The sequence below is a fragment of the Acinetobacter sp. RW6 genome, assembly GCF_041956835.1.
GTDB classification, from domain to species: domain Bacteria; phylum Pseudomonadota; class Gammaproteobacteria; order Pseudomonadales; family Moraxellaceae; genus Acinetobacter; species Acinetobacter calcoaceticus.
Genome location: NZ_CP167121.1, coordinates 128,836 through 150,863, shown reverse-complemented (window position 1 = coordinate 150,863; position 22,028 = coordinate 128,836). Strand labels below are relative to the sequence as shown.

Genomic DNA, 22,028 nt, shown 5'->3' with positions numbered 1-22,028 from the left:
CTAAATTAATTTAGCGGTTTTTTCTTTTTCATTTAAGAAAAATTATTTATCACGGTTACGTTTACGTTCGTTTTCAGTCAAGTAACGCTTACGGATACGGATTGACTTTGGAGTAACTTCAACTAATTCGTCATCTTCAATGAACTCAAGCGCTTGTTCAAGCGTGTATTCAACAGCTGGTGTCAACGTTAACGCTTCATCTGTACCAGATGCACGTACGTTTGTTAACTGTTTCGCTTTAGTTGGGTTAACAACCATATCATCTGAACGAGAGTTAATACCAATGATCATACCTTCGTAAACTTCTAACTGAGGTTTAGCGAATAGACGACCACGGTCTTGCAATGTGAATAATGCATAGCCCAAACAAACGCCTTGAACCATAGAAATCAACACACCGTTTTGACGTTTCGCAACAGTACCTTGTTTCATTGGACCGTAATGCGAGAAGCTTGATGTCATGATCCCTGTACCAGAAGTCATGGTCAAGAATTCAGAACGGAAACCAATTAAGCCACGTGAAGGAACAGTTGCTTCAATACGGATACGGCCTTTACCGTCAACTTCCATATTTGTCATTTCACCTTTACGGTAACCCATTTGTTCCATTACCGAACCTTGGTGCTGTTCTTCAACGTCAAATGTTACGTTTTCGTATGGTTCTTGCTTTTCGCCGTCAACATCTTTCAAAATAACTTGTGGACGTGATACGCCCATTTCGAAGCCTTCACGACGCATGTTTTCAATAAGAACTGAAAGGTGAAGTTCACCACGACCAGACACTTTGAAACGGTCTGGACTGTCAGTATCTTCAACACGTAATGCTACGTTGTGAATCAATTCACGATCTAAACGTTCACGAATATTACGTGAAGTAACAAATTTACCTTCTTTACCCGCAAACGGTGAGTTGTTTACTTGGAAAGTCATCGTAACAGTAGGTTCATCTACAGATAACGGCGGTAAAGCTTCAACATTTTTCGGATCACAAATCGTGTCAGAAATATGAAGTGCATCGATACCTGTTACACAAACGATATCACCAGCATTTGCCTCTTCAACGTCAACGCGATCTAGACCATGGTAACCCATGATTTTTAAGATACGACCGTTACGTGTTTTACCTTCTTTGTCGATAACAGTTACAGGTGTGTTTAATTTAACTGAACCACGCTGAATACGACCAACACCGATAACACCTACGAAGCTGTTATAATCAAGTGAAGAGATTTGCATTTGGAATGGACCATCAACATCAACTGCTGGTGGTTCAACGATATCTACAATTGTTTGGAACAATGGAGTCATGTCGTCAGCAAGTTCTTCTGGAGAAGGACCAGCAACACCACGAAGACCTGAAGCATAAACAACTGGGAAGTCTAACTGTTCGTCAGTACCACCTAAGTTATCAAACAAATCAAATACTTGGTCAATTACCCAATCAGGACGCGCACTTGGCTTATCTACTTTGTTGATAATCACGATTGGCTTCAAACCGCTCGCAAAGGCTTTCGATGTCACAAAACGAGTTTGTGGCATTGGACCTTCTTGAGAATCGACAAGAAGAAGTACGCAGTCAACCATCGACATTACACGTTCAACTTCACCACCGAAGTCAGCATGTCCTGGGGTGTCCACGATGTTAATGCGGTATTCTGTATTTGTACGCGCATCAGTCCATTTAATTGCAGTGTTTTTTGCAAGAATGGTAATACCACGTTCACTTTCAATTGCACCTGAATCCATCACACGCTCGATTTCACCCGCGCGATCACCTAATGCACCTGATTGTTGTAAAAGTTTGTCGACTAAAGTCGTTTTACCATGATCGACGTGCGCAATGATGGCAATGTTACGGAGTGTTTTAATATCTGACATGTAAATTCGATACGCCTAAAGTTTGAGGGCAAATTATACAGAAAAACACTACTCTTGAGTAGTGACAGTTTATTGACATTGACAAAAAAATTTCTAATAGTCTGTATTTCGTTTTGTAAAGATAGTTATCTCGATTAGAATAGCGCCAATTTGCAAAATTGCGGCGGACCTACACCCATGTCCAATCAACACTCTCAAGACCATTTAGACCTTGTTTATGGTTTAAATGATCGACCAAAACCTTTGATCGCTTTTTTAGCAGCTTTCCAGCATTTGCTTGCGATTATTGTACCAATTGTTACACCCGGCCTTTTAATTTGTTTAGCTTTAGGTGTTTCACGTACTGAAACTAACATGATTTTATCGATGTCTTTGGTGATTTCGGGCATTGCTACATTTTTACAATGTAAAAAAGTTGGTCCATTTGGTGCTGGTCTTCTTATTGTTCAAGGCACAAGCTTTAACTTTATTGGTCCTATTATTGGTATTGGTAGTGCAATGGTTGCCGCAGGAACACCTGTAAACCAAGTCATGGCTGCAATATTTGGTGTGGTCATTGCAGGTTCCTTCATTGAAATGGGTGTTTCGCAAATTCTTCCATGGGTAAAAAGACTAATTACGCCTTTGGTGACTGGCATTGTTGTTTTATTAATTGGCTTAACGCTTATTAAAGAAGGCTTGATTAGTATGGGTGGTGGCTACCAAGCCATGCAAGATCATACTTTTGCAAGTGCAGACAACCTTATTATGTCATGTACCGTACTTGCCATTATTGTTGTTCTAAATCGTATTCGAGTGGTTTGGATTAAAAGCTCAGCTATTTTAATCGCTTTAGTGAGTGGTTACATTCTTGCTGGATTTATGGGATATCTAGATTTCTCTGGTATTAAAGATGCGCCACTCGTACAAATTCCAACACCAATGCACTTTGGTTTGAGCTTCTCATGGGGATTATTCATTCCAATGGCATTCATTTATTTGGTGACCTCTTTAGAAGCAATTGGTGATGTGACAGCAACTAGTAAACTTTCCAACCAACCTGTTAATGGTCCAGTGTGGATGCAACGTATTAAAGGTGGCGTATTAGTTAATGGTGCAAATTCTTTATTAGCAGGATTATTTAACACTTTCCCTAGTTCTGTTTTCGCTCAAAATAATGGTGTAATTCAACTCACTGGGGTTGCTAGCCGCTATGTAGGTATCTGGATTGCCATTTTACTGATTTTATTAGGTCTATTTCCTGCGGTAGCTGGTGTGATACAAGCAGTTCCTCAAGCGGTATTAGGTGGCGCTGTTATGGTCATGTTCGGTGCAGTGGCTGCATCTGGTATTAATATTCTGTCTTCAGTTCATCTTGATCGCCGAGCATTATTAATTATTGCCATCTCACTTGCATTAGGTTTAGGTGTTGCTCAAGTTCCTCAAATTTTAGAGCACCTTCCAGAATTATTTAAAAATATTTTTAGCTCTGGCGTGGCAACAGGTGGTATAGCAGCATTAATTTTAAATGTTGTACTTCCTGAAACGCATAAATAACTAACTTTTAATTTTGATTACTGCCCAGCTCCCACTGGGCATTCTTCTTCATGAGAGATGTACATGGATCCTAGAAGTGAAGTGGTATTAAGACAGCAAGACTATTTAAAAGGTAGAATCTTGTTAATTAATGCACCGAATGATGCCTTAGTCAGTCAATTACCCACTGGGACTGATGCGTCAGTCTGGACATGGAACCATGCCGACTATCAGGGATTTATAAATAGTGGAACAAAAGCGTACTTCTCAGTTGAGTTTCCACCACAAGAATTCGACCAAGCAATCATTTTTGTTCCAAAATCTAAAGAGCTCTTGAATTACATATTGCATGTAGTGATGAGTCATCTTAAAACCAATCAAGCTGTTTTTTTAGTCGGTGAAAAAAAGGGTGGCGTAGAAAGAGCCGCCAAACAATTACAAAACTTCGGCAAAGTACTAAAACTTGATAGTGCCCGCCACTGTCAGCTGTGGCATTTAAAGATTGAGAAAACTGAAAAGATCAAACCTCTGGAAAGCTGGCTTAAAACTTATACTGTTCAGGTGAATGAACAAGAGCTTACGATTTGTGCCCTACCCGGTGTTTTTAGTCAAAATCACCTAGATGTCGGAACTGCTGTTTTACTCCCTTATCTTAATCAGGTGAAATCAGGTAGAATTGCCGACTTCGGGTGTGGTGCTGGAATTATCAGTTGCTATTTGGCAAAAATAAATTCAAGTAATATTATTCATGCTCTAGATATTGATGCTTTCGCTTTACGGTCAACGGAAATGACTTTGAGTCGAAATGGAATAGGTTCAGACCAGTTGAGATTGCAGCCTGTCATAGGTATTGCAGACGCTCCGACAGAACTCGATGCCATTGTCAGTAATCCTCCTTTTCATCAAGGTATTCATACCAACTATGATGCAAGTGAAGGACTCTGCCGGAACGCTAAAAAACATTTAAAGGCATCAGGTGAGCTATGGATTGTAGCAAACCGTTTTTTAAACTATCCGATCTTAATTGAGAAGCACTTTGGTCAGTGCCAGATTAAAACTGACCTTCAAGGCTTTAAGGTGTTATATGCCTGTGCATAACAAACTATGTAAGGAATCTCCATGAGCGAAACACATGCTCCTGAAAAACTCCAGCGTAAGCTCGGGGCTCGTCATCTGAATATGATCGCCATTGGTGGTTCCATTGGTACAGGCCTCTTCCTTGCTTCTGGATCAACCATTGCAAATGCTGGCCCAGGTGGAGCGCTACTCGCCTACTCCCTCATTGGCATTATGATTTACTTTTTAATGACCAGTTTAGGTGAGCTTGCAACCCACAATCCGACTTCTGGTGCTTTTTTTACATATGGCAGTCGTTATGTCGAAGAAGGCTTTGGCTTCGCTTTAGGTTGGAACTACTGGTATAACTGGGCGATTACGGTTGCATTCGAACTTGTTGCAGTTCAGTTTATTATGAAATTCTGGTTCCCTGATATACCAGGATTCTATTGGAGTGCCCTGTTCCTTATCGTTATCTTTATGATTAATGCCATGACAGTAAAGGGATTCGGCGAAAGCGAATTCTGGTTCTCAATGGTAAAAGTGATCGCTATTATTGCCTTTATTATCATTGGTTTAGCCATGATCATTAAGATTATGCTAACTCCAGGTGTCGCAGCTTTTGGAAACTGGACCTACAAAGAAGCACCTTTTGTAGGTGGTTTGCAGGCCATGATTGGTGTAGCAATGATTGCCGGATTCTCTTTCCAAGGAACTGAGATGGTGGGCGTTGCCGCTGGCGAATCAAAAGATCCAAAGAAGACAATTCCACTTGCAATCAAACAGATTTTCTGGCGAATCTTACTATTTTATATCTTATGTATTTTCATTATCGGCACTCTCATTGCCTATGATGACCCAAATTTATTACAAGCAGCTACTACTGAAAATATTGCACTTTCTCCATTTACCTTACTCTATGAAAGAGTTGGCTTTGCCTTTGCTGCTGGTTTAATGAATGCTGTCATTCTTACCGCTATTTTATCTGCAGGCAATTCGGGCATGTACTCTTCAACCCGTATGTTGTTTAAAATGGCTCAGGAAGGTCGTGCGCCAAGATGTTTTGCAAAACTTGATGGTCGTGGTGTTCCGATGAATGCACTATATGCCACAACATTTATCGCTGCATTTTGTTTCTTGACGACTTTTATTGGTGAAAAGCAAGTATTTAACTGGCTACTTAATATGTCAGGTATGTGCGGCTTTATTGTTTGGTTAGGCATTGCTATTTCGCACTATCGTTTCCGCAAAGGTTATATTGCTCAAGGCTATAAACTAGAAGATTTAGCATACCGTGCCAAATTTTTCCCATTTGCCCCTTGGTTTGCATTTATCCTATGTTCAATCATTATTTTGGGACAAAACTATCAAGCCATTTTAGGTGGAAAAATTGACTGGTTAGGCCTACTTTCAACCTATATTAGCTTGCCATTGTTCTTGATTATTTGGTTAGGCTATAAGTGGAAAAATAAAACCAAACTGATCCCTTATGATCAGATGAACGTCAAACCTGAACAAGATTAAAAATCGATTTCAATAGGTAATTTAAAGTTAATCAAAGATCAAAAACTTGATCTTTGATTTAAAAAGCGTACAATGCCGTTCAGATTTTCAACGGCACTTTTAAATAAGGAGGGCATCATGCCAACAGTACAAGGTAAAACAGACTAAATAATTTGGCACGATGTCAGCTCACGGACAAGTGTACAAATTCACTTCACTTGTCCGAATGCTCAAATTTAAAACCTAGCATTCGCTAGGTTTTTTTATGCCTGCTCGGACAAAAATAAGAGAAAAATTATGGGCATACAAAAAATATTAAATGAGGAGGCACTGTATGGTGTCCCCGTTAAAATTTTCACTCAAGATATAGATAGTGAAAGTATCGAACAACTCAAGAAAATGGCTCAACTGCAATTTATATACTCACATATTGCTGTTATGCCAGATGTTCATGTCGGAAAAGGCGCGACTGTAGGCAGTGTTATTCCGACTAAACATGCCATTATTCCTGCTGCTGTAGGCGTAGATATTGGCTGTGGGATGAATGCAATTCGTTTAAGTCTAAAGGCTTCTCAATTACCAGATAATTTAAGCCGTTTACGCGATGCAATCGAACGTAAAGTACCCGTCGGATTTGCTTTACATAAACAGGTCAAGGCAAAAGCTTCAAGTATTATTCCACTTGAAAAAAGCTTAGAATCGATTATCAAAAAGCATCCAGGCCTTGTTCGGATGCTCCGACAATTTGATGCGACATGGCAAAAACAATTGGGCACTTTAGGTGGCGGCAACCACTTTATCGAGCTCTGTATTGATGAAAATCAAGACGTATGGATTATGCTGCATTCGGGTAGCAGAGGGCTTGGTAACGTTATTGGCACTTATTTTATTGAGTTAGCTAAGAAAGAGGCTCAGCATCGTTTTGGTCATGTACCTGATAAAGATTTGAGTTATTTTGCCGAAGGCTCAAAAAGTTTCGATGATTATGTGGAAGCGGTAGAATGGGCTCAAGAATATGCTTTTGAAAATCGCAAAGAAATGATGCGATTAATATTAGAAGCAATTCGCCCTCTTCTACCCTCTTTTCAAATGACAAAAGAAGCAATTAATTGTCACCATAACTATGTAAGCCGTGAAACACATTTTGGTGAAAATTTATTGATTACCAGAAAAGGCTCAATTCGTGCTGGTTTAGATGAATTAGGCATTATCCCAGGTTCAATGGGGGCAAGATCTTATATCGTCAGAGGTAAAGCAAACCCTCAGTCATTTTGTTCTTGTTCTCATGGCGCAGGTCGTAAGATGAGTCGAAGCAAGGCAAAAAACCTTTTTAACCAGCAAGATCTTATTGAACAAACCCAAGGTATTGAGTGCCGTAAAGACAGTGGGGTTGTCGATGAAATCCCAAGTGCTTATAAAGATATTGATGAAGTCATGGCAAATCAAGCTGACCTCATTGAAGTTGTCCACACACTTAAACAAGTTTTATGTATTAAAGGTTAAAATATGAAAATTAAAGAAATGTCAAAAATCAAAGTCCGTAATCAAGTAGCTCTTTCCCCCTTACTTCACAAAGGCGGGATGCATGAAACGGAAAAACCTCGTGCCCAACATCGTAGAGATAGACAAGATACTAAACAGCAATTGAGAAAAGGCGATTGGTAAATATTTTAGACAGTAAACAAAAGAAATTATTATGAAGGAGACATAGAAATGATTAAATATTTTAAAAATCGCAATAAAAAAAGCGACTCTAACGAGTCGCTTTTTTACTGTTCAAGAACTCAAATTATTGAGCTGCTGCAGGAGCTGCCGCTTCTTGACCAGGTTGAACAACTACAGTACGGCTACCAGTGATTGTCGCGAATACACGACGGTTCATAGCACGGCCTTCTTTAGTTTTGTTGTCAGCAATCGGTTGATCCCAAGCGAAACCTTGAGTAGACAAACGAGAAGCATCAACGTTGTATTCGTTTACAAGAGCTGATTTAACAGAGTTAGCACGAGCTAAAGATAAACGTTCGTTTAACTTACGTGGACCAGTGTTATCTGTGTGGCCTTCGATACGTGCAGTAGCGTTAGGGTATTCAGTTAACTTTTCAGCAACTTTAGCGATTTCTGGCTTGTATTGGTCTTTGATGTTTGATTTGTTAGTATCAAAGAACACACGAAGTTCCATGTTAAGGTCTTCAGTTAACTCTTGTGGTTGTGGAGCAACTGGAGTTGGTTCAACTGGAGCAACTTCTACTACAGGAGCAGCAGGCTTCAAGTGACCACCAAGAACTACGTTTAAACCAGCAAGAGCTGTATAGTTCCAGAATTTTTCGTCAAAGTTATAAGTACCACGAGCTTCTGTACGAAGAGATAAAGCATCATTTAAGCGCCAGAAAGCACCAAAACCAGCATTACCTAAAGTACCTTCTTCACCATCACGATAAGCTAGACGAGCATCATCAAATTCATATTTGTAGTGACCAGCACCTAATAATACGTATGGCTTGATTTTGCTATCATAGTTTTTAGTGATTAAATCAGAAGTAACATAGAAGTTACCGTTGATTTGTTTTTGTTTGTATTCACCGTAGTTAGTGTCTACATCACCTTTTACTTGGCTATATTCAGCTTCGAAACCTAACCATGGTGTTAACTCAATACCAAGAGCTGCACCAACGAATAAATCGTCTTGTAGTTCAGGTCCGTTAGTTAACTCACCTTTGTCACCACCATTGTTGTGCTGACTGTCTTGGAAAGTGTAACCAAGCAATAATGGTGTAACAGTTACGCCAGCATTAGCAGCAGCTAATGGAGCAGCGACAAGCATAGCAAGTGCAATACGACTCAATTTCATGGATATCCTCCAGAGATAACAATTGTTGTTCAAGCTCAGCCTAAATTTATTGGCCCCTGAGATATTTTTACCCCAGTATTATTTTTAAGCTATTCACATTTGAATCATACAAACACTTGATAGACTTTCCAAGTGCTTGATAATTTTAATCAAGTAAATTATTGACAAAATTACTTACAATTTCCGTTGTAATTCGGTAATTTTTTACTCAACTAGCAAATATGAATAACTTCTTTCTTTCGCTTAGGGTGATTTTACCAGTATTCTAGCGTCCTGATAACCTTTATTTAATTTTGTGTTTCCTCATTATAAAAAGCCATATAAATCATTGATAGAACGCATAAAATCAAAATATTTATTTATATATTAAGGAATTTTAATGTTTAAATCTCCTGGTTTCACATTGATGGAACTCACTATAACGCTCGCAATTCTTATGATTATGTTCACTATAGCTCTTCCTTTATACCATCAATTTATAGCTTCGGTAGAATTAAAAAACACTCCTCGACTACTGACAATTCATATACAAAAAGCAAAATACGACGCAATTCTACGACATAAGAGTGTCGTACTTTGCCCAAGTGTTGATTTAACGCTGTGTAATAGTAATTGGGATACAAGCCTTATAAGCTTTGTAGACACAAATCATAATCTACAGAGAGAAAGCGACGAAGAGATATTGACCAATGTTGAACTTAATCATCGTTATGGTTCTTTAAAATTTCAAAAATTCGGAAAAAAACTCAATAGTATCGTATTTCAGGGAGACACTGGACTGCCACGTGAGTCTAATGGCAGTTTTACTTATTGTTCTTATGATCAGCTTAAAAACTTTAAATTAGTTCTCAGCAAAATGGGACATATTCGTTTAGAAGACCTTAAAAATTGTTAGAACTCTACAGTCTAATGCAGAAGATATTTCTCTCTGATTTTTGCAATATACTGCCTAGGTTTTAAATATTTCTTATTTTGAGATTAAGAACAACTGGAGATTAGAACAATGACTGACATCGTAATTGTTAATGGTGCTCGTACTGCCATGGGTGGTTTTCAAGGATCGTTATCGGGACTTACTGCGCCTGAACTAGGTGCTGTAACCATTAAAGAAGCAATCGCAAGAGCAGGTTTACAACCTACTGATGTCGAAGAAGTCATTATGGGTTGTGTTCTTCCTGCTGGTTTAAAACAAGGCCCTGCTCGTCAAGCAATGCGCAAAGCTGGCTTGCCGGATTCCACAGGTGCAGTAACGATTAATAAGCTTTGTGGCTCTGGCATGAAAGCAGTAATGCAAGCAACCGATATGATTAAAGCAGGCAGTGCTGAAATTGTTGTTGCTGGCGGTATGGAATCTATGACAAATGCGCCTTATGTTTTACCAAAAGCACGCGCTGGCTATCGTATGGGTCACGGCGAAATTAAGGATCATATGTTTCTTGATGGACTTGAGGATGCTGAAACTGGTCGTTTAATGGGTTCTTTTGCTCAAGATATGGCAAACACACGTGGCTATACACGTGAGCAAATGGATGACTTTGCAATTCGTTCTTTGAAACGTGCTCAAACAGCGATTACTGAAGGCTACTTCAAAGATGAAATCGTTTCGGTTACCGTACCTAGTCGCAAAGGCGATGTTGTTGTTGATCAAGATGAACAACCTCTAAATGCAAAGATCGACAAAATTCCTTCACTTAAACCAGCTTTTGCAAAAGACGGAACAATCACCGCAGCAAACGCGAGTTCTATTTCGGATGGTGCATCTGCATTAGTACTGACATCAAGTGAAGTTGCTGCTCAACGTGGTTTACAGCCGCTTGCGAAAATTATCGCAACAGCATCAAACTCTCAGCACCCTTCAGAATTTACAATCGCTCCTGTTGGGGCTATCGAGAAAGTTCTGAAAAAAGCTGGCTGGAATGTTCAAGATGTCGACTTATGGGAAATTAACGAAGCTTTTGCCATGGTCACCATGTGCCCTATTGATGATTTCAAACTTGATGCTGAAAAAGTAAATATCAATGGTGGTGCTTGCGCATTAGGTCACCCTGTTGGCTCTACTGGATCTCGTATCATTCTTACGTTGATCCATGCTCTTAAACGCACTGGCGGTAAAAAAGGTATTGCTGCACTTTGTATTGGTGGTGGTGAGGCTACAGCCGTTGCAATTGAACTCATTTAATTAAAAAAACAATATTTCAAAATCCCGCTTCGGCGGGATTTTTTTATGAAAAAACTACAAAAAATGACCCACAAAATCACTTTTACGTTTTAACTTATTCTTCTAAATGAAAACAACAATGGACTATAACAATGCAACTCAATCACTATCTCAACTTTCAAGGTCAGGCAGAGCAAGCGTTTAATTTCTATAAGTCAGTTTTTGGCGGTGAGTTCGGCATGTTGAGCCGCTATGGCGATATGCCACCTACTGAAGGCGTGACTTTATCGGAAGCTGATAAGAATCTAGTTCTTCATGTTTCACTGCCAATTAATGAATACACTGTACTTATGGCATCAGATACAAATGATCAGTTCTGTACTCCTAACAGTGTCTTTACCCAAGGTAATAATCACTACATTTCGATTAATCTTGAAAAAGATGAGCAAGAAAAAGCAAAACAACTTTTTGATGCTTTATCTGTTAATGGTCAAATTGAAATGCCTCTAGAAAAAACGTTCTGGGGCGCATTGTACGGCGCTTTTACCGACCAGTTCGGTATAAAGTGGATGGTTAACTGCCAGCTTGATACTTAATATTTTCAACACTTAAGCCTCATAGAAACACTCAGATATTTCTATGAGGCTTTTAAATATCGATATTGGAATATTGAGCAATAATCATCAGCCCCACTGTAATGAATCCAATTCCGACCCATCCTGCCACATCAATATTTTGCCCCAGAAAAATCTTTGCCAGAAAAGCTGTCGCTAATACGCCAATTCCAGACCAAAGTACATACAAAATTCCAGCCTGCATATATTTCAAAGCAATGGCAGCGCAAGCGAAAGAGATCATATATAAAATAAGAGCAATACCTTGAGCTGTCTTATTAACTAAGCCATTACCTCTGGCAGAATAGAATGTTGAGAGTACATCCGTCGCGATGGCAAATAATAGCCACCAGGCACCGGGATTTATTTTTGAAATTAAGCCTAGCATTCTTGTTCTTCAGTTAAGTCATTTAAAAATTATTTATAAAAAAAGCTGAACCTAAGTTCAGCTTTCGTATTTGAAATTTATTTAAGCGCCAGTTTGATAACTTGCTTGCGGTACAGCGGTTGAAGCTTGATATGGGTTGGTAAAGTCTTGTAAACCTGCCGCCGCTTCTTGTACGTCTTTGCCTTCTTTTACGACAAAGCTATCAAAGCCAGAACGTTTTAAGTAGTTTAATACATCCTTAAACACATCACCCGTTGCACGTAATTCACCTTGGAAACCTTGGCGACGTAATAGTGCAGCAAATGAGTAACCACGACCATCACCAAAACCTGCAAACTCAATGAAAATTGCATTAAGCTCGTTTAATGGGAATGTATGATCTTCAGGTGAATCATTCACAGTAACATACAAAGCTTTTTTACCTTGAATGTTTGCTAATTGGTCTAGTTGAGCTGTTGTTACAACAACGTCACCTTGAGGAATAACACCATCTTCAGCAATGATTTGATAAGTATTGTCAGCGATCGTGCCATCTTTATAAAGCACTGGTAGAGCTGTATTAAGCATATGCACGCTCCTTAAATGGTTGAATTCCTACACGGCGATATGTGTCAACAAAACGCTCACCTTCAGTACGTAAATCAAGATAAGTATTTAATATTTCTTCAATTACGTCAGGCACAGCATCTGCTGCAAATGATGGCCCTAAGATGTCACCGATTGATGCATCATGGTCCGAATTACCACCTAATGTAATTTGGTAGAATTCAGCACCTTTTTTATCTACACCTAAAATACCGATGTTACCTACGTGGTGGTGACCACAGGCATTCATACAACCAGAAATATTTAAGTCTAAATGACCAAGGTCATACACCTTATCTAAATCATCGAAACGACGCGTGATTGCTTCAGCAATTGGAATTGATTTCGCATTTGCAAGTGAACAGAAATCACCGCCAGGGCAACTAATAATATCGGTAATAAAACCAATATGCGCACGTGCCATATTTTGTTGTTCAAGCGCTTGCCATACATCGAACAAATCTTTTTGTGGCACATCTGCTAAAGCAATGTTCTGTTCGTGAGTGGTGCGAAGTTCACCGAACGTATATTTATCAGCAAGATCTGCAATAAAGTTCATTTCTTCAGTGGTCATATCACCCGGTGCAATACCTGCACGTTTTAGAGAAATCGTAACAATACGATAGCCCTTTACTTTATGCGCATGTGTGTTGATATTGAACCATTGCTTGAATTTTGGATGCTCAGCAAATAAAGCAGTGAAATCTTCATCTGCCAAATCTTGATAGTCAAATGGGATGAACTCTTCATCCAGTTTTTTCAAGATTTCTGGCTGAATTTTTAATGATTCACGTGTATGTTCAAATTCAGCTTCAACTTTCTGAGCAAAAACTTCAGGAGTTAACGCTTTCACTAGAATTTTGATACGCGCTTTATATTTATTATCACGACGACCATGTAAGTTATAAACACGTAAAACTGCTTCTAAGTATGCAATTAAATCTTCACGTGGTAAAAACTCACGAATGACGCTACCAATGATTGGGGTACGGCCTAAACCACCACCAGCCATAATTTTGTAGCCAATTTCACCTGCTTCATTACGCACGATATATACACCAATATCGTGGAATGCTGTTGCTGCACGGTCTTTTTCTTCAAGTGCAGAAACGGCAATTTTGAACTTACGTGGCAAGAATGCAAATTCAGGATGGAACGTACTCCACTGACGGATCAATTCACATGTTGGACGTGGGTCTGCAATTTCACCTGCAACCACACCTGCATATTGGTCAGTCGTTGTGTTACGAATACAGTTACCACTGGTTTGAATGGCATGCATTTGCACGGTTGCAAGTTCAGCTAAAATTTCTGGTACATCTTCAAGAGCTGGCCAGTTTAACTGAATGTTCTGACGTGTAGATACGTGTGCATAGCCACGATCATATTCAGTTGAAACTTCAGCAATTTTACGTAATTGTTTTGAATTCATTAAGCCATACGGCACGGCGATACGCAGCATAGGCGCATAGCGTTGCACATATAAACCATTTTGCAAACGTAATGGACGGTATTCATCTTCAGAAAGTTTGCCCGCTAAATAGCGCTCTGTCTGATCGCGGAACTGAGCAACTCGTTGATTAATCAGCTGCTGATCGAAATCGGTATATAAATACATGGCGTACGGCTAGTAGTTTCATTATTAAGGCAGATAGCATAGCGAGCTTTTATTCATCAATAAAATGCTTTTTTTGCATATTTAATAACGGTTTTATTGATAAGCTTTAATATAAATCGACATAAAAAAAGCCTGGATAAATCCAGGCCCTTTTTATAGAAGCATTTTATTTGTTATCTGGTAAGGCATAAGCCACTAAATAGTCGCCCATTTTCGTACCAAATGAACCATGACCACCGGCCATAATTACAACATATTGCTTACCATTGATTTCATAAGTCATTGGTGTTGCTTGTCCACCCGCTGGTAAACGCGCTTCCCAAAGTTTCTTACCGTTAGTGACATTAAATGCACGTAAGTAGTTATCTTGAGTTGCACCAACAAACATGACATTACCGGCAGTAGAGATTGAACCACCTAAACCAGGAACACCAATTTTTACAGCTGGTAATTGGAACAAGTTCGGTAAGCTGTCACGAATTGTACCAATACGTTTTTTCCATACCACTTCATGGGTTTTCAAATCTACGCCTGCAACATATCCCCAAGCTGGTTGTTTACAAGGTAAACCAAGTGGAGATAAGAATGCGCTGATTTCTACGCCATAAGGTACGCCGTACATTGGTTGTACGCCCTGCTCAGTTCCCGCACCTTTTGCAGTTTGCGCACGGTTTGGATCAGCAGGAATCAAACGGCTCACAAATGGCAATCCGATTGGGTTCATTACAGCAACCTGACGGTCAGGGTTAACCGACATACCGCCCCACTCAAACACACCTAAGTTACCAGGGAAAACTAAAGTACCGTTTTCAGATGGTGGAGTATAAATACCATCGTAATTTAGACGTTTGAACGAAACACGACACATGAGCTGATCAAGCATTGTGGCACCCCACATATCTTTATCAGTCAATTTGTCTTGTGGTGCCAAGTTCAAGTCAGAGAATGGCTGAGTTTTTGAATAATGCTCGCCTTTCGTTTGTGGTCCACGTTTAACTGTTTGTGGAACTGGTTTCTCAGTTACAGGAACAATTGGTTGACCATTACGGCGATCAAGAACAAAGGCATTACCTGTTTTCGTCAATACATAGATTGCAGGAACAGTTTGGCCAGCTTTGTTTTTAATATCAGCTAAAGATGGCTGAGATGGTACATCCATATCCCATAAATCGTGATGGGTTGTCTGGAAGTTCCATACTAATTTACCAGTAGAGGCATTAATCGCTAACATTGAGTTTGCATAACGCTCTTTAAGTTCAGTACGGTCACCACCCCAGATGTCTGGAGTACCTACACCTGTTGGCACATAAACAATATCAAGTTTTGCATCGTATGCTAAAGGAGCCCAAGCATTTGGTGAGTTATGAACAAAATTCGTACCTTCACCCGGCATTGCATTTGGATCTGCTGCGCCAGTATCAAATACCCAAAGAAGTTTACCAGTGTTAACGTCGTAACCACGAATTACACCTGATGGCTCTTTGTTTGAGTAGTTATCTGTTACCGAACCAGCAATAACGACAGTTGAACCAGTCACGATACCAGGAGATGTTGGGTTATAGCCACCTGGGTAAGCATATGGCATAAACTCTTGCAAGTTCACTTCACCATTTTTACCAAAGTCAGTACATGCTTTACCAGTGTCAGCATTCACCGCAACTAAACGGCCATCATTCACTGGAACAAAGACCTTACGCGGACATTGTGTAGAGTTAGATTTCTTGCCTTGAAGACTCGTTGCAAACTCAGTTGTGTTGTTTGCATCGTAGTACATCACACCACGACAAGTTAAATGCTGGAACGATTTATCCGTTTTAAGCTTCGGATCAAAACGCCATTTTTCTTTACCTGTAGCAGGATCAATCGAGATTAATTGCTGATGAGCTGTACAGATAAACATGTTATTACCGATTTTAATCGGAGTAACTTGATTGGTTGTTTCGCCAGAGTCATTACCCGTTTTAAGATCGCCAGTACGTAAAGTCCAAGCAACTTTCAAATCTTTTACGTTTTGGTCATTAATCTGTTTTAACGGAGAATAACGCACACCTGCCTGAGTACGACCATAAGCGGGCCAATCACTCTCAGCAACACCAGATACTGCTTGAGCAGTTTCTGGTTGAGGTGTTTTGATTTCACCATTAATTTCTTGCGGATCATTGAAAATGGAATAGACCATCAACAAGATTGCAATTGCTAAAGTTGAAGATAAGGCAACTTTACTTGATCCAAGGTTGTTGATTCCACGAGTCACGGCTGGAACCAATAACCATAAACCAAGAATGCCTAAAATGTCTAAACGCGGTGCAAGAGCCCAAAAGTCGGTTCCAACTTCCCAGACTCCCCAAATAATGGTACCTAGCATTAAAGCGGCATACACCCACAATGCTGTGGAAGCGCGCTTATAAAGTTGCCATGCAACAATCAGGAGTAATACACCAGCAATAATATAGTAAATTGAACCGCCTAATGTAGCGAGCCAAATACCTCCAATTAACAGGAATAACGCTAATAACCCAATAATAATTACGGTAAAAGTCGTTAATCCTGATCTTGAAGTAGGTTGATTCATAAATCACCTCTTATCAATCATCATTTTTATCGGAAAGATACGCCAAGCTTTTGATCAAAAAACTGGCATATCAATACATCTAAAATAAAACTCAGGCACAAAGAAAAAAACGGAAGGTCAAGTTATGTCAATCAATGATTTAACCCTCGACAATCCGTTTTCGGAGTAATTACGCTTAGAATGCAGTTGAGAATTTAATACCGCCTACCCAAGTGTTATCACCATTTTTTAATGCACCAACATGACGAACATATTGCACATTTGGACGGATAGTCAGCCAATTCGTTGCATGAATACCGTAGTAAAGCTCGGTATTGTATTCAGTGTCGTATTCTTTATTTTGGACATCGTTCCAATCATCGTTGATATGGATACGCGCAACACCTAATGCCAACTCATCTTGAGGACGTTGATTCAGCAAACCTTTATAGACTAAGCCTACATTTTGCATGTTATCAATTTTGTTGGTGTCAGAGTCGTGGAAAGTCAGGTTCACAAAACCTGTTAAACCGCGATCTGTTTGATCAGCAGGCTGGAATAATTTTTGTTTTGCAGTTACCCAAACACCTTGCTTATGAGAATTTTTGGTCTTATCAGCAATTTCTTCGGCATCAGCAGTGCTGTAGTAATAACCTAAACGGTATTCACCAGACATGCTTTGAGCACCTAATTTAGGTGACCACACCACTTCGGCAGGAATAATCGCCCCATGCGAACCATCAGTACTTAGGTTAAAACCTTTACCTCGGTCCAGATTTTCTGGGTTATATTCATATACACCCACTTGCGTATATAAGTCAGGTTGCAAGTTATATTTAACACGCATTGCCCATTGGCTAACTGGCCAGTTATACCACTGATCGCCGACCCAGTTCCCTACTTGAGAGCCGCAAAGCGCCAAGTTCTGGAAATCACAGTCAAAGCTATTAAAGTCTTCACCCTCGCCAAAACGACCGACTTTAACGTCTAACTTTTGATCCATGAATTTCTTCTTGATCCATAAATCTGTTAAACGCCAAGTCTGCTCACGCCCCCACACTTCTTGTGCCGAGCTTAAGTGCCCTGCTAAAGCTGGTGAGTGTTCAGAAAGCGACTGCCCATCACGATAAGTTAATGTGATTTGAGCTTCTGTATCTTGCCAACCTAAAATTTTATTTAGGTCAAAATGAGTTCCTAAAGCAAGTTGCCCTGTATAAGCACTACCATGGGTAGATGTCTGCTTTGAGTCTAAAATACCAGCATATTCACCGGTATATCCAAACGAAAAATCATAACCTTGTGCTTGTAACGCTGTGCGTTGACCGTTCCAATCACCCAACATCCACGGACTATTTGGGTCAAATGCAGCCGCAGCTTGTGCATGCTGAATAAAAAGGGTAATTGATAAAACGGATAAACAAGAAGCCATCAAGGATTTATGTGCTTTCATGTTTACATACCTTTTATGTCTTTGTTTATTAAGGGTACGCTAATTTTATGTAAAGAAATTATTCAAAATGTTAATTAATTGATTAATCAGATAATAATTTTCACCCACCCTGACTAAAAAATAACATCAAGCCCTTACCATCGCCCTTCGCCAAGCTTTTGACCTATAAAGGAATATCTCATTTTAGATCGTGAAAACTTAATTGGACAAGCCAATTGTGGTTCTGTATCTGCTGTATTATTTTGCAAAGGTACATCCACAATCCATCCACGTTGTTGTGCTAGTGGCGAATTTAAAGCCTCATTTAAACTTAAGACAGGTTCTACACACACATCAAGATTTGCGAATATTTCATGCCATTCTTTAAATGATTTAGTTTTAATTTTTTCTTGAATAGCTTGTTTAACTTCTTGTCGGTCATCGGCATCTAATGAAGCACCTTTTTGTAATAATAGTGGCAAATCAAGAGCTATTGATAAACCTGACATAAATTGTGGTTCAAGACTACCAATTGATAGATAGCGCCCATCTTGAGTCATATAATAATCATAGAAAATGCCGCCATTGAGCATGCCATGCTCTGGGGCCTGCTCGACCTGAGCAGCAAGTGTGGCTGACGCAGCCATACTATTTAAGCTAGCAACACAATCGGTCATGGAAATATCAATGTATTGCCCTATACCGCTACTCGCGCGCTCAACCACTGCGGCTAAAATAGCAATCACTGCATGAAGTGAACCACCTGCAATATCTGCAACTTGAATACCAAGCGGTGGCGGACCACTGTCTTGTCGGCCGCTATACCCAGCAATACCGGCTAAAGCTAAATAGTTAATGTCATGCCCTGCTCTGTCTTTATAGCTTCCAGTCTGCCCATATCCGGTAATTGAACAATAAATTAAACGTGGATTAATTTCTGCAAGCGTTGAGTAGTCTAATCCCAGACGGCGCATCACATCAGGTCGAAACTGCTCAATGACAATATCAAACTCAGAAATCTTGGCTTTAATCAGATCGATACTAGCCGGATCTTTTAAATCGAGAACAATCGACTGTTTATTTCGATTTAGATAACTATGTGCGGTTGCTTGTCCATTTGCATATGGCGGCATGATGCGAATTAAATCTGGACGTGATGGCGATTCAATATGGATGACTTCTGCGCCCATATCGGCTAAATACATTGTGGCAAAGGGTCCAGGTAAGAGTGTCGAGAAATCTAGAACTTTAAGTCCATTTAATGCTGTCGTCATCGTTTTTTTAACCACTATTATTCATATTTTCTTTTATATTAGTTAAGCAAATATTCTAAAACAATGTCATGTTCAGCCATTTACCTTGATCATTTCGGCAATTTAACATGTAAAAAGTGCTTTTACTCTGTTGTAAATCGCCAATTTATTTTTTTAGACGGTCATTTAGGTCAATTTAAAGTGAACATCAAAGAGACTGAAGGATTCAATATGAGTCGCGATACGATTAGCATCCACTTCGTGAATGCGGCTTTAACAGGCGTAAAACGCCTTGGCATGGATGTCGAGACGTTACTTTCACATGTGGGTATCGAAGCGGAACTATTACGTCAACCTAAAGCTCGAATCTCGCCAGAACAATACACTCGTTTTATAAAAATGTTGTGGATGGTCACACAAGATGAACACGTTGGTTTTGATGTACAGCCACGTCGTTTGGGCACTTTTGCCATTATGTGTCAGTTGATTATTCATGCAAAAACCTTGGGCCAAGCCCTTGAACTCTCATCTCAATTTTACAAATTATTCGGTGACGAATGGTCTGTAAGCCTAGAGCGTGACAAACATGAAGCACGTTTAGTTCCACTCATTCCAAAAACATTAGATCCGGACCATTTCATTACTGAAAGTATGTTAATGATTTGGCATGGTTTGGCATCGTGGCTGATTGAACGTCGCTTACCTTTAGAACGTGTTCATTTTAGCTATCCACGTCCTGCCCATGCAGATGAATATGATGCATTATTTTTTGCGCCGGTCATGCAGTTTGATGCACCGCGTACTGAAATTACCTTTGCAGCCGATTATCTTGACTTACCAATCCGCCAAGATGAAAAAACGCTAGAAGAGTTCTTAAAAGCAGCTCCTGCTCAGCTTTTAGTAAAATTCAAAAACACCAACTCGCTGACTTCTCGTATTCGTGACGTGCTCAAAAGCCAGATTGGTGAAGAAATGCCAACGCTTAATGACGTTGCATCAATGTTGTACTTGTCTCCTCAAACCTTACGCCGCCGCTTGGCTGCTGAAGGTAAGAGCTACCAAGGCGTGAAAGATGCCCTACGCCGAGATGCTGCTATTCACTTGTTACTCAACCCTGAATTAACACTTGAAGATGTTGCACAACAAGTTGGCTTTAGTGAAACCAGTACTTTCCACCGCGCATTTAAAAAGTGGACAGGTGTGACTCCTGGTTTATATCGCCAGCTACACGGCTACCACTAATTCTTTAATCTCTTTAGTTTCACATTTAGCCCAAGCATGACTTGGGCTTTTTTGTATCTCTATTGGCAAAAATCATCACCTGACGGGTGCGCTTATCGTCATTGCACTCGCTCTTAAAACCAGTACACTCAAAACACAAATAAATTTTAAGCAATAAAAAAGGAACTGTTATGAGCGAGGCTTATATTATTGATGCCATTCGCACACCACGCGGAAAAGGAAAAAAAGACGGCTCTCTTTACGAAGTAAAACCAATTACCTTACTCACCACTTTATTAAACGAATTACAGCAGCGCCATCAACTCGATACGTCTAAAGTCGACGATATTGTTCTGGGCTGCGTAACGCCAATTGGTGACCAAGGTGGTGACATAGCCAAAACAGCAGCCATTGCAGCGGGTTGGAATGATGATGTTGCTGGGGTGCAAATCAATCGTTTTTGTGCTTCAGGTTTAGAAGCAGTCAACATGGCAGCAATGAAAGTTCGCTCAGGCTGGGAAGATTTAGTGGTTGCTGGTGGCGTCGAGTCAATGTCACGCATTCCAATGGGCTCAGATGGTGGGCCGTGGGCGTTAGATCCTGAAACAAACCTTAAATCATCATTTGTTCCACAAGGTGTAGGGGCTGACCTCATTGCAACCTTAGATGGTTATACTCGCGAAGATGTAGACACATTTGCAGTAAACTCTCAGCAAAAAGCTGCAGCAGCTCAGGCAAATGGCTATTTCGATCAATCTGTGGTTCCTGTAAAAGATCACTCGGGTGTGGTTATTTTAGAAAAAGATGAATTTATTAAAGGAAATACGACAGTTGAAGGACTGACTAAACTCAACCCAAGTTTTGAAATGATGGGACAAATGGGTTTTGATGCCATCGCCTTACAAAAATACCCTGAAGCACAAAAAATCAATCATGTTCATCATGCAGGTAACTCATCAGGCATTGTCGATGGAGCTGCTGTTGTTTTATTGGCTTCTGAAAAAGCCGTGAAAGAACAAAACTTAAAACCGCGCGCTAAAGTTTTGGCGACTGCACTGGTCGGGACAGACCCAACGATCATGCTGACTGGCCCTGCTCCTGCTGCACGTAAAGCGTTAGAAAAAGCTGGACTTACTATTGATGATATTGACCTATTTGAAGTCAATGAAGCCTTTGCAGCAGTTGTGATGCGTTTTATCAATGAACTCAATGTTCCACCAGAAAAAGTTAACGTAAATGGCGGTGCGATTGCTTTAGGTCATCCATTAGGTGCAACGGGTGCCATGATTTTAGGCACGCTACTTGATGAGCTTGAACGTCAAAATAAAAAGCGCGGTTTAGCTACGCTCTGTGTTGGTGGTGGTATGGGTATTGCCACCATTATTGAACGCGTATAAAGATTAGGGATATA

18 protein-coding genes are annotated in these 22,028 nt (G+C 40.0%); 10 read left to right on the top strand and 8 right to left on the bottom strand.

Annotated elements, in window-relative coordinates; genetic code table 11:
- Positions 1 to 42 precede the first annotated feature (42 nt).
- Positions 43 to 1,878, bottom strand: a complete 1,836-nt coding sequence (typA, locus tag ACB088_RS00740) for a translational GTPase TypA (protein WP_375037742.1) — start codon at positions 1,876 to 1,878, stop codon at positions 43 to 45.
- A 177-nt stretch (positions 1,879 to 2,055) separates the two neighbouring features.
- Between typA and ACB088_RS00735 the strand changes: the two genes are divergently transcribed.
- The 5 genes from ACB088_RS00735 to ACB088_RS00715 all read left to right on the top strand — a co-directional run bounded on the left by ACB088_RS00735 (position 2,056) and on the right by ACB088_RS00715 (position 7,617).
- On the top strand, positions 2,056 to 3,414 hold the full coding sequence (locus ACB088_RS00735) for a uracil-xanthine permease family protein (protein WP_199990765.1): 1,359 nt from the start codon (positions 2,056 to 2,058) through the stop codon (positions 3,412 to 3,414).
- A gap of 63 nt (positions 3,415 to 3,477) precedes the next feature.
- Complete coding sequence (locus ACB088_RS00730) at positions 3,478 to 4,491, top strand: methyltransferase (protein ID WP_375037741.1); 1,014 nt, start codon at positions 3,478 to 3,480, stop codon at positions 4,489 to 4,491.
- Positions 4,492 to 4,512: 21 nt separating this feature from the next.
- Positions 4,513 to 5,973 carry an amino acid permease gene (locus ACB088_RS00725; RefSeq protein ID WP_375037740.1) on the top strand — a complete coding sequence of 487 codons (1,461 nt, stop codon included), beginning with the start codon at positions 4,513 to 4,515 and terminating at the stop codon, positions 5,971 to 5,973.
- A 276-nt stretch (positions 5,974 to 6,249) separates the two neighbouring features.
- A complete protein-coding gene (locus tag ACB088_RS00720) occupies positions 6,250 to 7,455 on the top strand; it encodes an RtcB family protein (RefSeq protein WP_375037739.1) in 1,206 nt (401 codons plus the stop codon).
- Positions 7,456 to 7,458: 3 nt separating this feature from the next.
- Positions 7,459 to 7,617, top strand: coding sequence for a hypothetical protein (locus ACB088_RS00715; protein ID WP_005036254.1), 159 nt, complete (start codon positions 7,459 to 7,461; stop codon positions 7,615 to 7,617).
- Positions 7,618 to 7,741: 124 nt separating this feature from the next.
- Here ACB088_RS00715 and omp38 read toward each other — a convergent pair whose 3' ends face one another.
- The gene (omp38, locus tag ACB088_RS00710; RefSeq protein ID WP_375037738.1) at positions 7,742 to 8,800 is read right to left on the bottom strand and encodes an outer membrane protein Omp38; all 1,059 of its coding nucleotides are present in this window, start codon (positions 8,798 to 8,800) and stop codon (positions 7,742 to 7,744) included.
- A 379-nt stretch (positions 8,801 to 9,179) separates the two neighbouring features.
- Between omp38 and ACB088_RS00705 the strand changes: the two genes are divergently transcribed.
- From ACB088_RS00705 to ACB088_RS00695, 3 genes are all read left to right on the top strand, one after another.
- Positions 9,180 to 9,695 carry a GspH/FimT family pseudopilin gene (locus tag ACB088_RS00705; protein WP_375037737.1) on the top strand — a complete coding sequence of 172 codons (516 nt, stop codon included), beginning with the start codon at positions 9,180 to 9,182 and terminating at the stop codon, positions 9,693 to 9,695.
- Positions 9,696 to 9,803: 108 nt separating this feature from the next.
- Positions 9,804 to 10,979, top strand: coding sequence for a thiolase family protein (locus ACB088_RS00700; protein ID WP_375037736.1), 1,176 nt, complete (start codon positions 9,804 to 9,806; stop codon positions 10,977 to 10,979).
- Positions 10,980 to 11,110: 131 nt separating this feature from the next.
- Entirely contained in the window at positions 11,111 to 11,554 is a 444-nt protein-coding gene (locus ACB088_RS00695; protein ID WP_375037735.1) for a VOC family protein, read from the top strand.
- 52 nt (positions 11,555 to 11,606) lie between these two features.
- Here the strand turns inward: ACB088_RS00695 and ACB088_RS00690 are convergent, their stop codons facing one another.
- From ACB088_RS00690 to ACB088_RS00665, 6 genes are all read right to left on the bottom strand, one after another.
- Positions 11,607 to 11,960, bottom strand: a complete 354-nt coding sequence (locus ACB088_RS00690) for a multidrug efflux SMR transporter (RefSeq protein WP_004638961.1) — start codon at positions 11,958 to 11,960, stop codon at positions 11,607 to 11,609.
- 81 nt (positions 11,961 to 12,041) lie between these two features.
- Positions 12,042 to 12,527 (bottom strand): DUF934 domain-containing protein, encoded by a 486-nt coding sequence (locus ACB088_RS00685; protein WP_004638960.1) that lies wholly within the window; start codon positions 12,525 to 12,527, stop codon positions 12,042 to 12,044.
- Positions 12,520 to 14,163 carry a nitrite/sulfite reductase gene (locus ACB088_RS00680; protein ID WP_209831984.1) on the bottom strand — a complete coding sequence of 548 codons (1,644 nt, stop codon included), beginning with the start codon at positions 14,161 to 14,163 and terminating at the stop codon, positions 12,520 to 12,522. The genes ACB088_RS00685 and ACB088_RS00680 overlap by 8 nt, the downstream gene beginning before the upstream one ends.
- A gap of 166 nt (positions 14,164 to 14,329) precedes the next feature.
- Entirely contained in the window at positions 14,330 to 16,735 is a 2,406-nt protein-coding gene (locus tag ACB088_RS00675; protein ID WP_375037734.1) for a glucose/quinate/shikimate family membrane-bound PQQ-dependent dehydrogenase, read from the bottom strand.
- Between the two features lie 175 nt (positions 16,736 to 16,910).
- Entirely contained in the window at positions 16,911 to 18,143 is a 1,233-nt protein-coding gene (locus ACB088_RS00670; RefSeq protein WP_080632415.1) for a carbohydrate porin, read from the bottom strand.
- A gap of 155 nt (positions 18,144 to 18,298) precedes the next feature.
- Positions 18,299 to 19,417 (bottom strand): CaiB/BaiF CoA transferase family protein, encoded by a 1,119-nt coding sequence (locus ACB088_RS00665; protein WP_375037733.1) that lies wholly within the window; start codon positions 19,415 to 19,417, stop codon positions 18,299 to 18,301.
- Between the two features lie 210 nt (positions 19,418 to 19,627).
- On the opposite strand from ACB088_RS00665, the gene ACB088_RS00660 reads away from it, so the two are divergent.
- Both ACB088_RS00660 and ACB088_RS00655 read left to right on the top strand, forming a co-directional pair.
- Positions 19,628 to 20,638 carry an AraC family transcriptional regulator gene (locus ACB088_RS00660; RefSeq protein ID WP_004638954.1) on the top strand — a complete coding sequence of 337 codons (1,011 nt, stop codon included), beginning with the start codon at positions 19,628 to 19,630 and terminating at the stop codon, positions 20,636 to 20,638.
- A gap of 170 nt (positions 20,639 to 20,808) precedes the next feature.
- Positions 20,809 to 22,014: an acetyl-CoA C-acetyltransferase gene (locus tag ACB088_RS00655; RefSeq protein ID WP_003655241.1), complete on the top strand. Its 1,206-nt coding sequence runs from the start codon at positions 20,809 to 20,811 to the stop codon at positions 22,012 to 22,014.
- Positions 22,015 to 22,028 lie beyond the last annotated feature (14 nt).

Coding starts and splice junctions, on each gene's coding strand:
- ACB088_RS00685 (WP_004638960.1), bottom strand. CDS start 12,527: ATGCTTAATACAGCTCTACCAGTGCTTTATAAAGATGGCACGATCGCT.
- ACB088_RS00735 (WP_199990765.1), top strand. CDS start 2,056: ATGTCCAATCAACACTCTCAAGACCATTTAGACCTTGTTTATGGTTTA.
- omp38 (WP_375037738.1), bottom strand. CDS start 8,800: ATGAAATTGAGTCGTATTGCACTTGCTATGCTTGTCGCTGCTCCATTA.
- ACB088_RS00705 (WP_375037737.1), top strand. CDS start 9,180: ATGTTTAAATCTCCTGGTTTCACATTGATGGAACTCACTATAACGCTC.
- ACB088_RS00715 (WP_005036254.1), top strand. CDS start 7,459: ATGAAAATTAAAGAAATGTCAAAAATCAAAGTCCGTAATCAAGTAGCT.
- typA (WP_375037742.1), bottom strand. CDS start 1,878: ATGTCAGATATTAAAACACTCCGTAACATTGCCATCATTGCGCACGTC.
- ACB088_RS00675 (WP_375037734.1), bottom strand. CDS start 16,735: ATGAATCAACCTACTTCAAGATCAGGATTAACGACTTTTACCGTAATT.
- ACB088_RS00690 (WP_004638961.1), bottom strand. CDS start 11,960: ATGCTAGGCTTAATTTCAAAAATAAATCCCGGTGCCTGGTGGCTATTA.
- ACB088_RS00660 (WP_004638954.1), top strand. CDS start 19,628: ATGAGTCGCGATACGATTAGCATCCACTTCGTGAATGCGGCTTTAACA.
- ACB088_RS00695 (WP_375037735.1), top strand. CDS start 11,111: ATGCAACTCAATCACTATCTCAACTTTCAAGGTCAGGCAGAGCAAGCG.
- ACB088_RS00700 (WP_375037736.1), top strand. CDS start 9,804: ATGACTGACATCGTAATTGTTAATGGTGCTCGTACTGCCATGGGTGGT.
- ACB088_RS00725 (WP_375037740.1), top strand. CDS start 4,513: ATGAGCGAAACACATGCTCCTGAAAAACTCCAGCGTAAGCTCGGGGCT.
- ACB088_RS00730 (WP_375037741.1), top strand. CDS start 3,478: ATGGATCCTAGAAGTGAAGTGGTATTAAGACAGCAAGACTATTTAAAA.
- ACB088_RS00680 (WP_209831984.1), bottom strand. CDS start 14,163: ATGTATTTATATACCGATTTCGATCAGCAGCTGATTAATCAACGAGTT.
- ACB088_RS00665 (WP_375037733.1), bottom strand. CDS start 19,417: ATGACGACAGCATTAAATGGACTTAAAGTTCTAGATTTCTCGACACTC.
- ACB088_RS00655 (WP_003655241.1), top strand. CDS start 20,809: ATGAGCGAGGCTTATATTATTGATGCCATTCGCACACCACGCGGAAAA.
- ACB088_RS00670 (WP_080632415.1), bottom strand. CDS start 18,143: ATGGCTTCTTGTTTATCCGTTTTATCAATTACCCTTTTTATTCAGCAT.
- ACB088_RS00720 (WP_375037739.1), top strand. CDS start 6,250: ATGGGCATACAAAAAATATTAAATGAGGAGGCACTGTATGGTGTCCCC.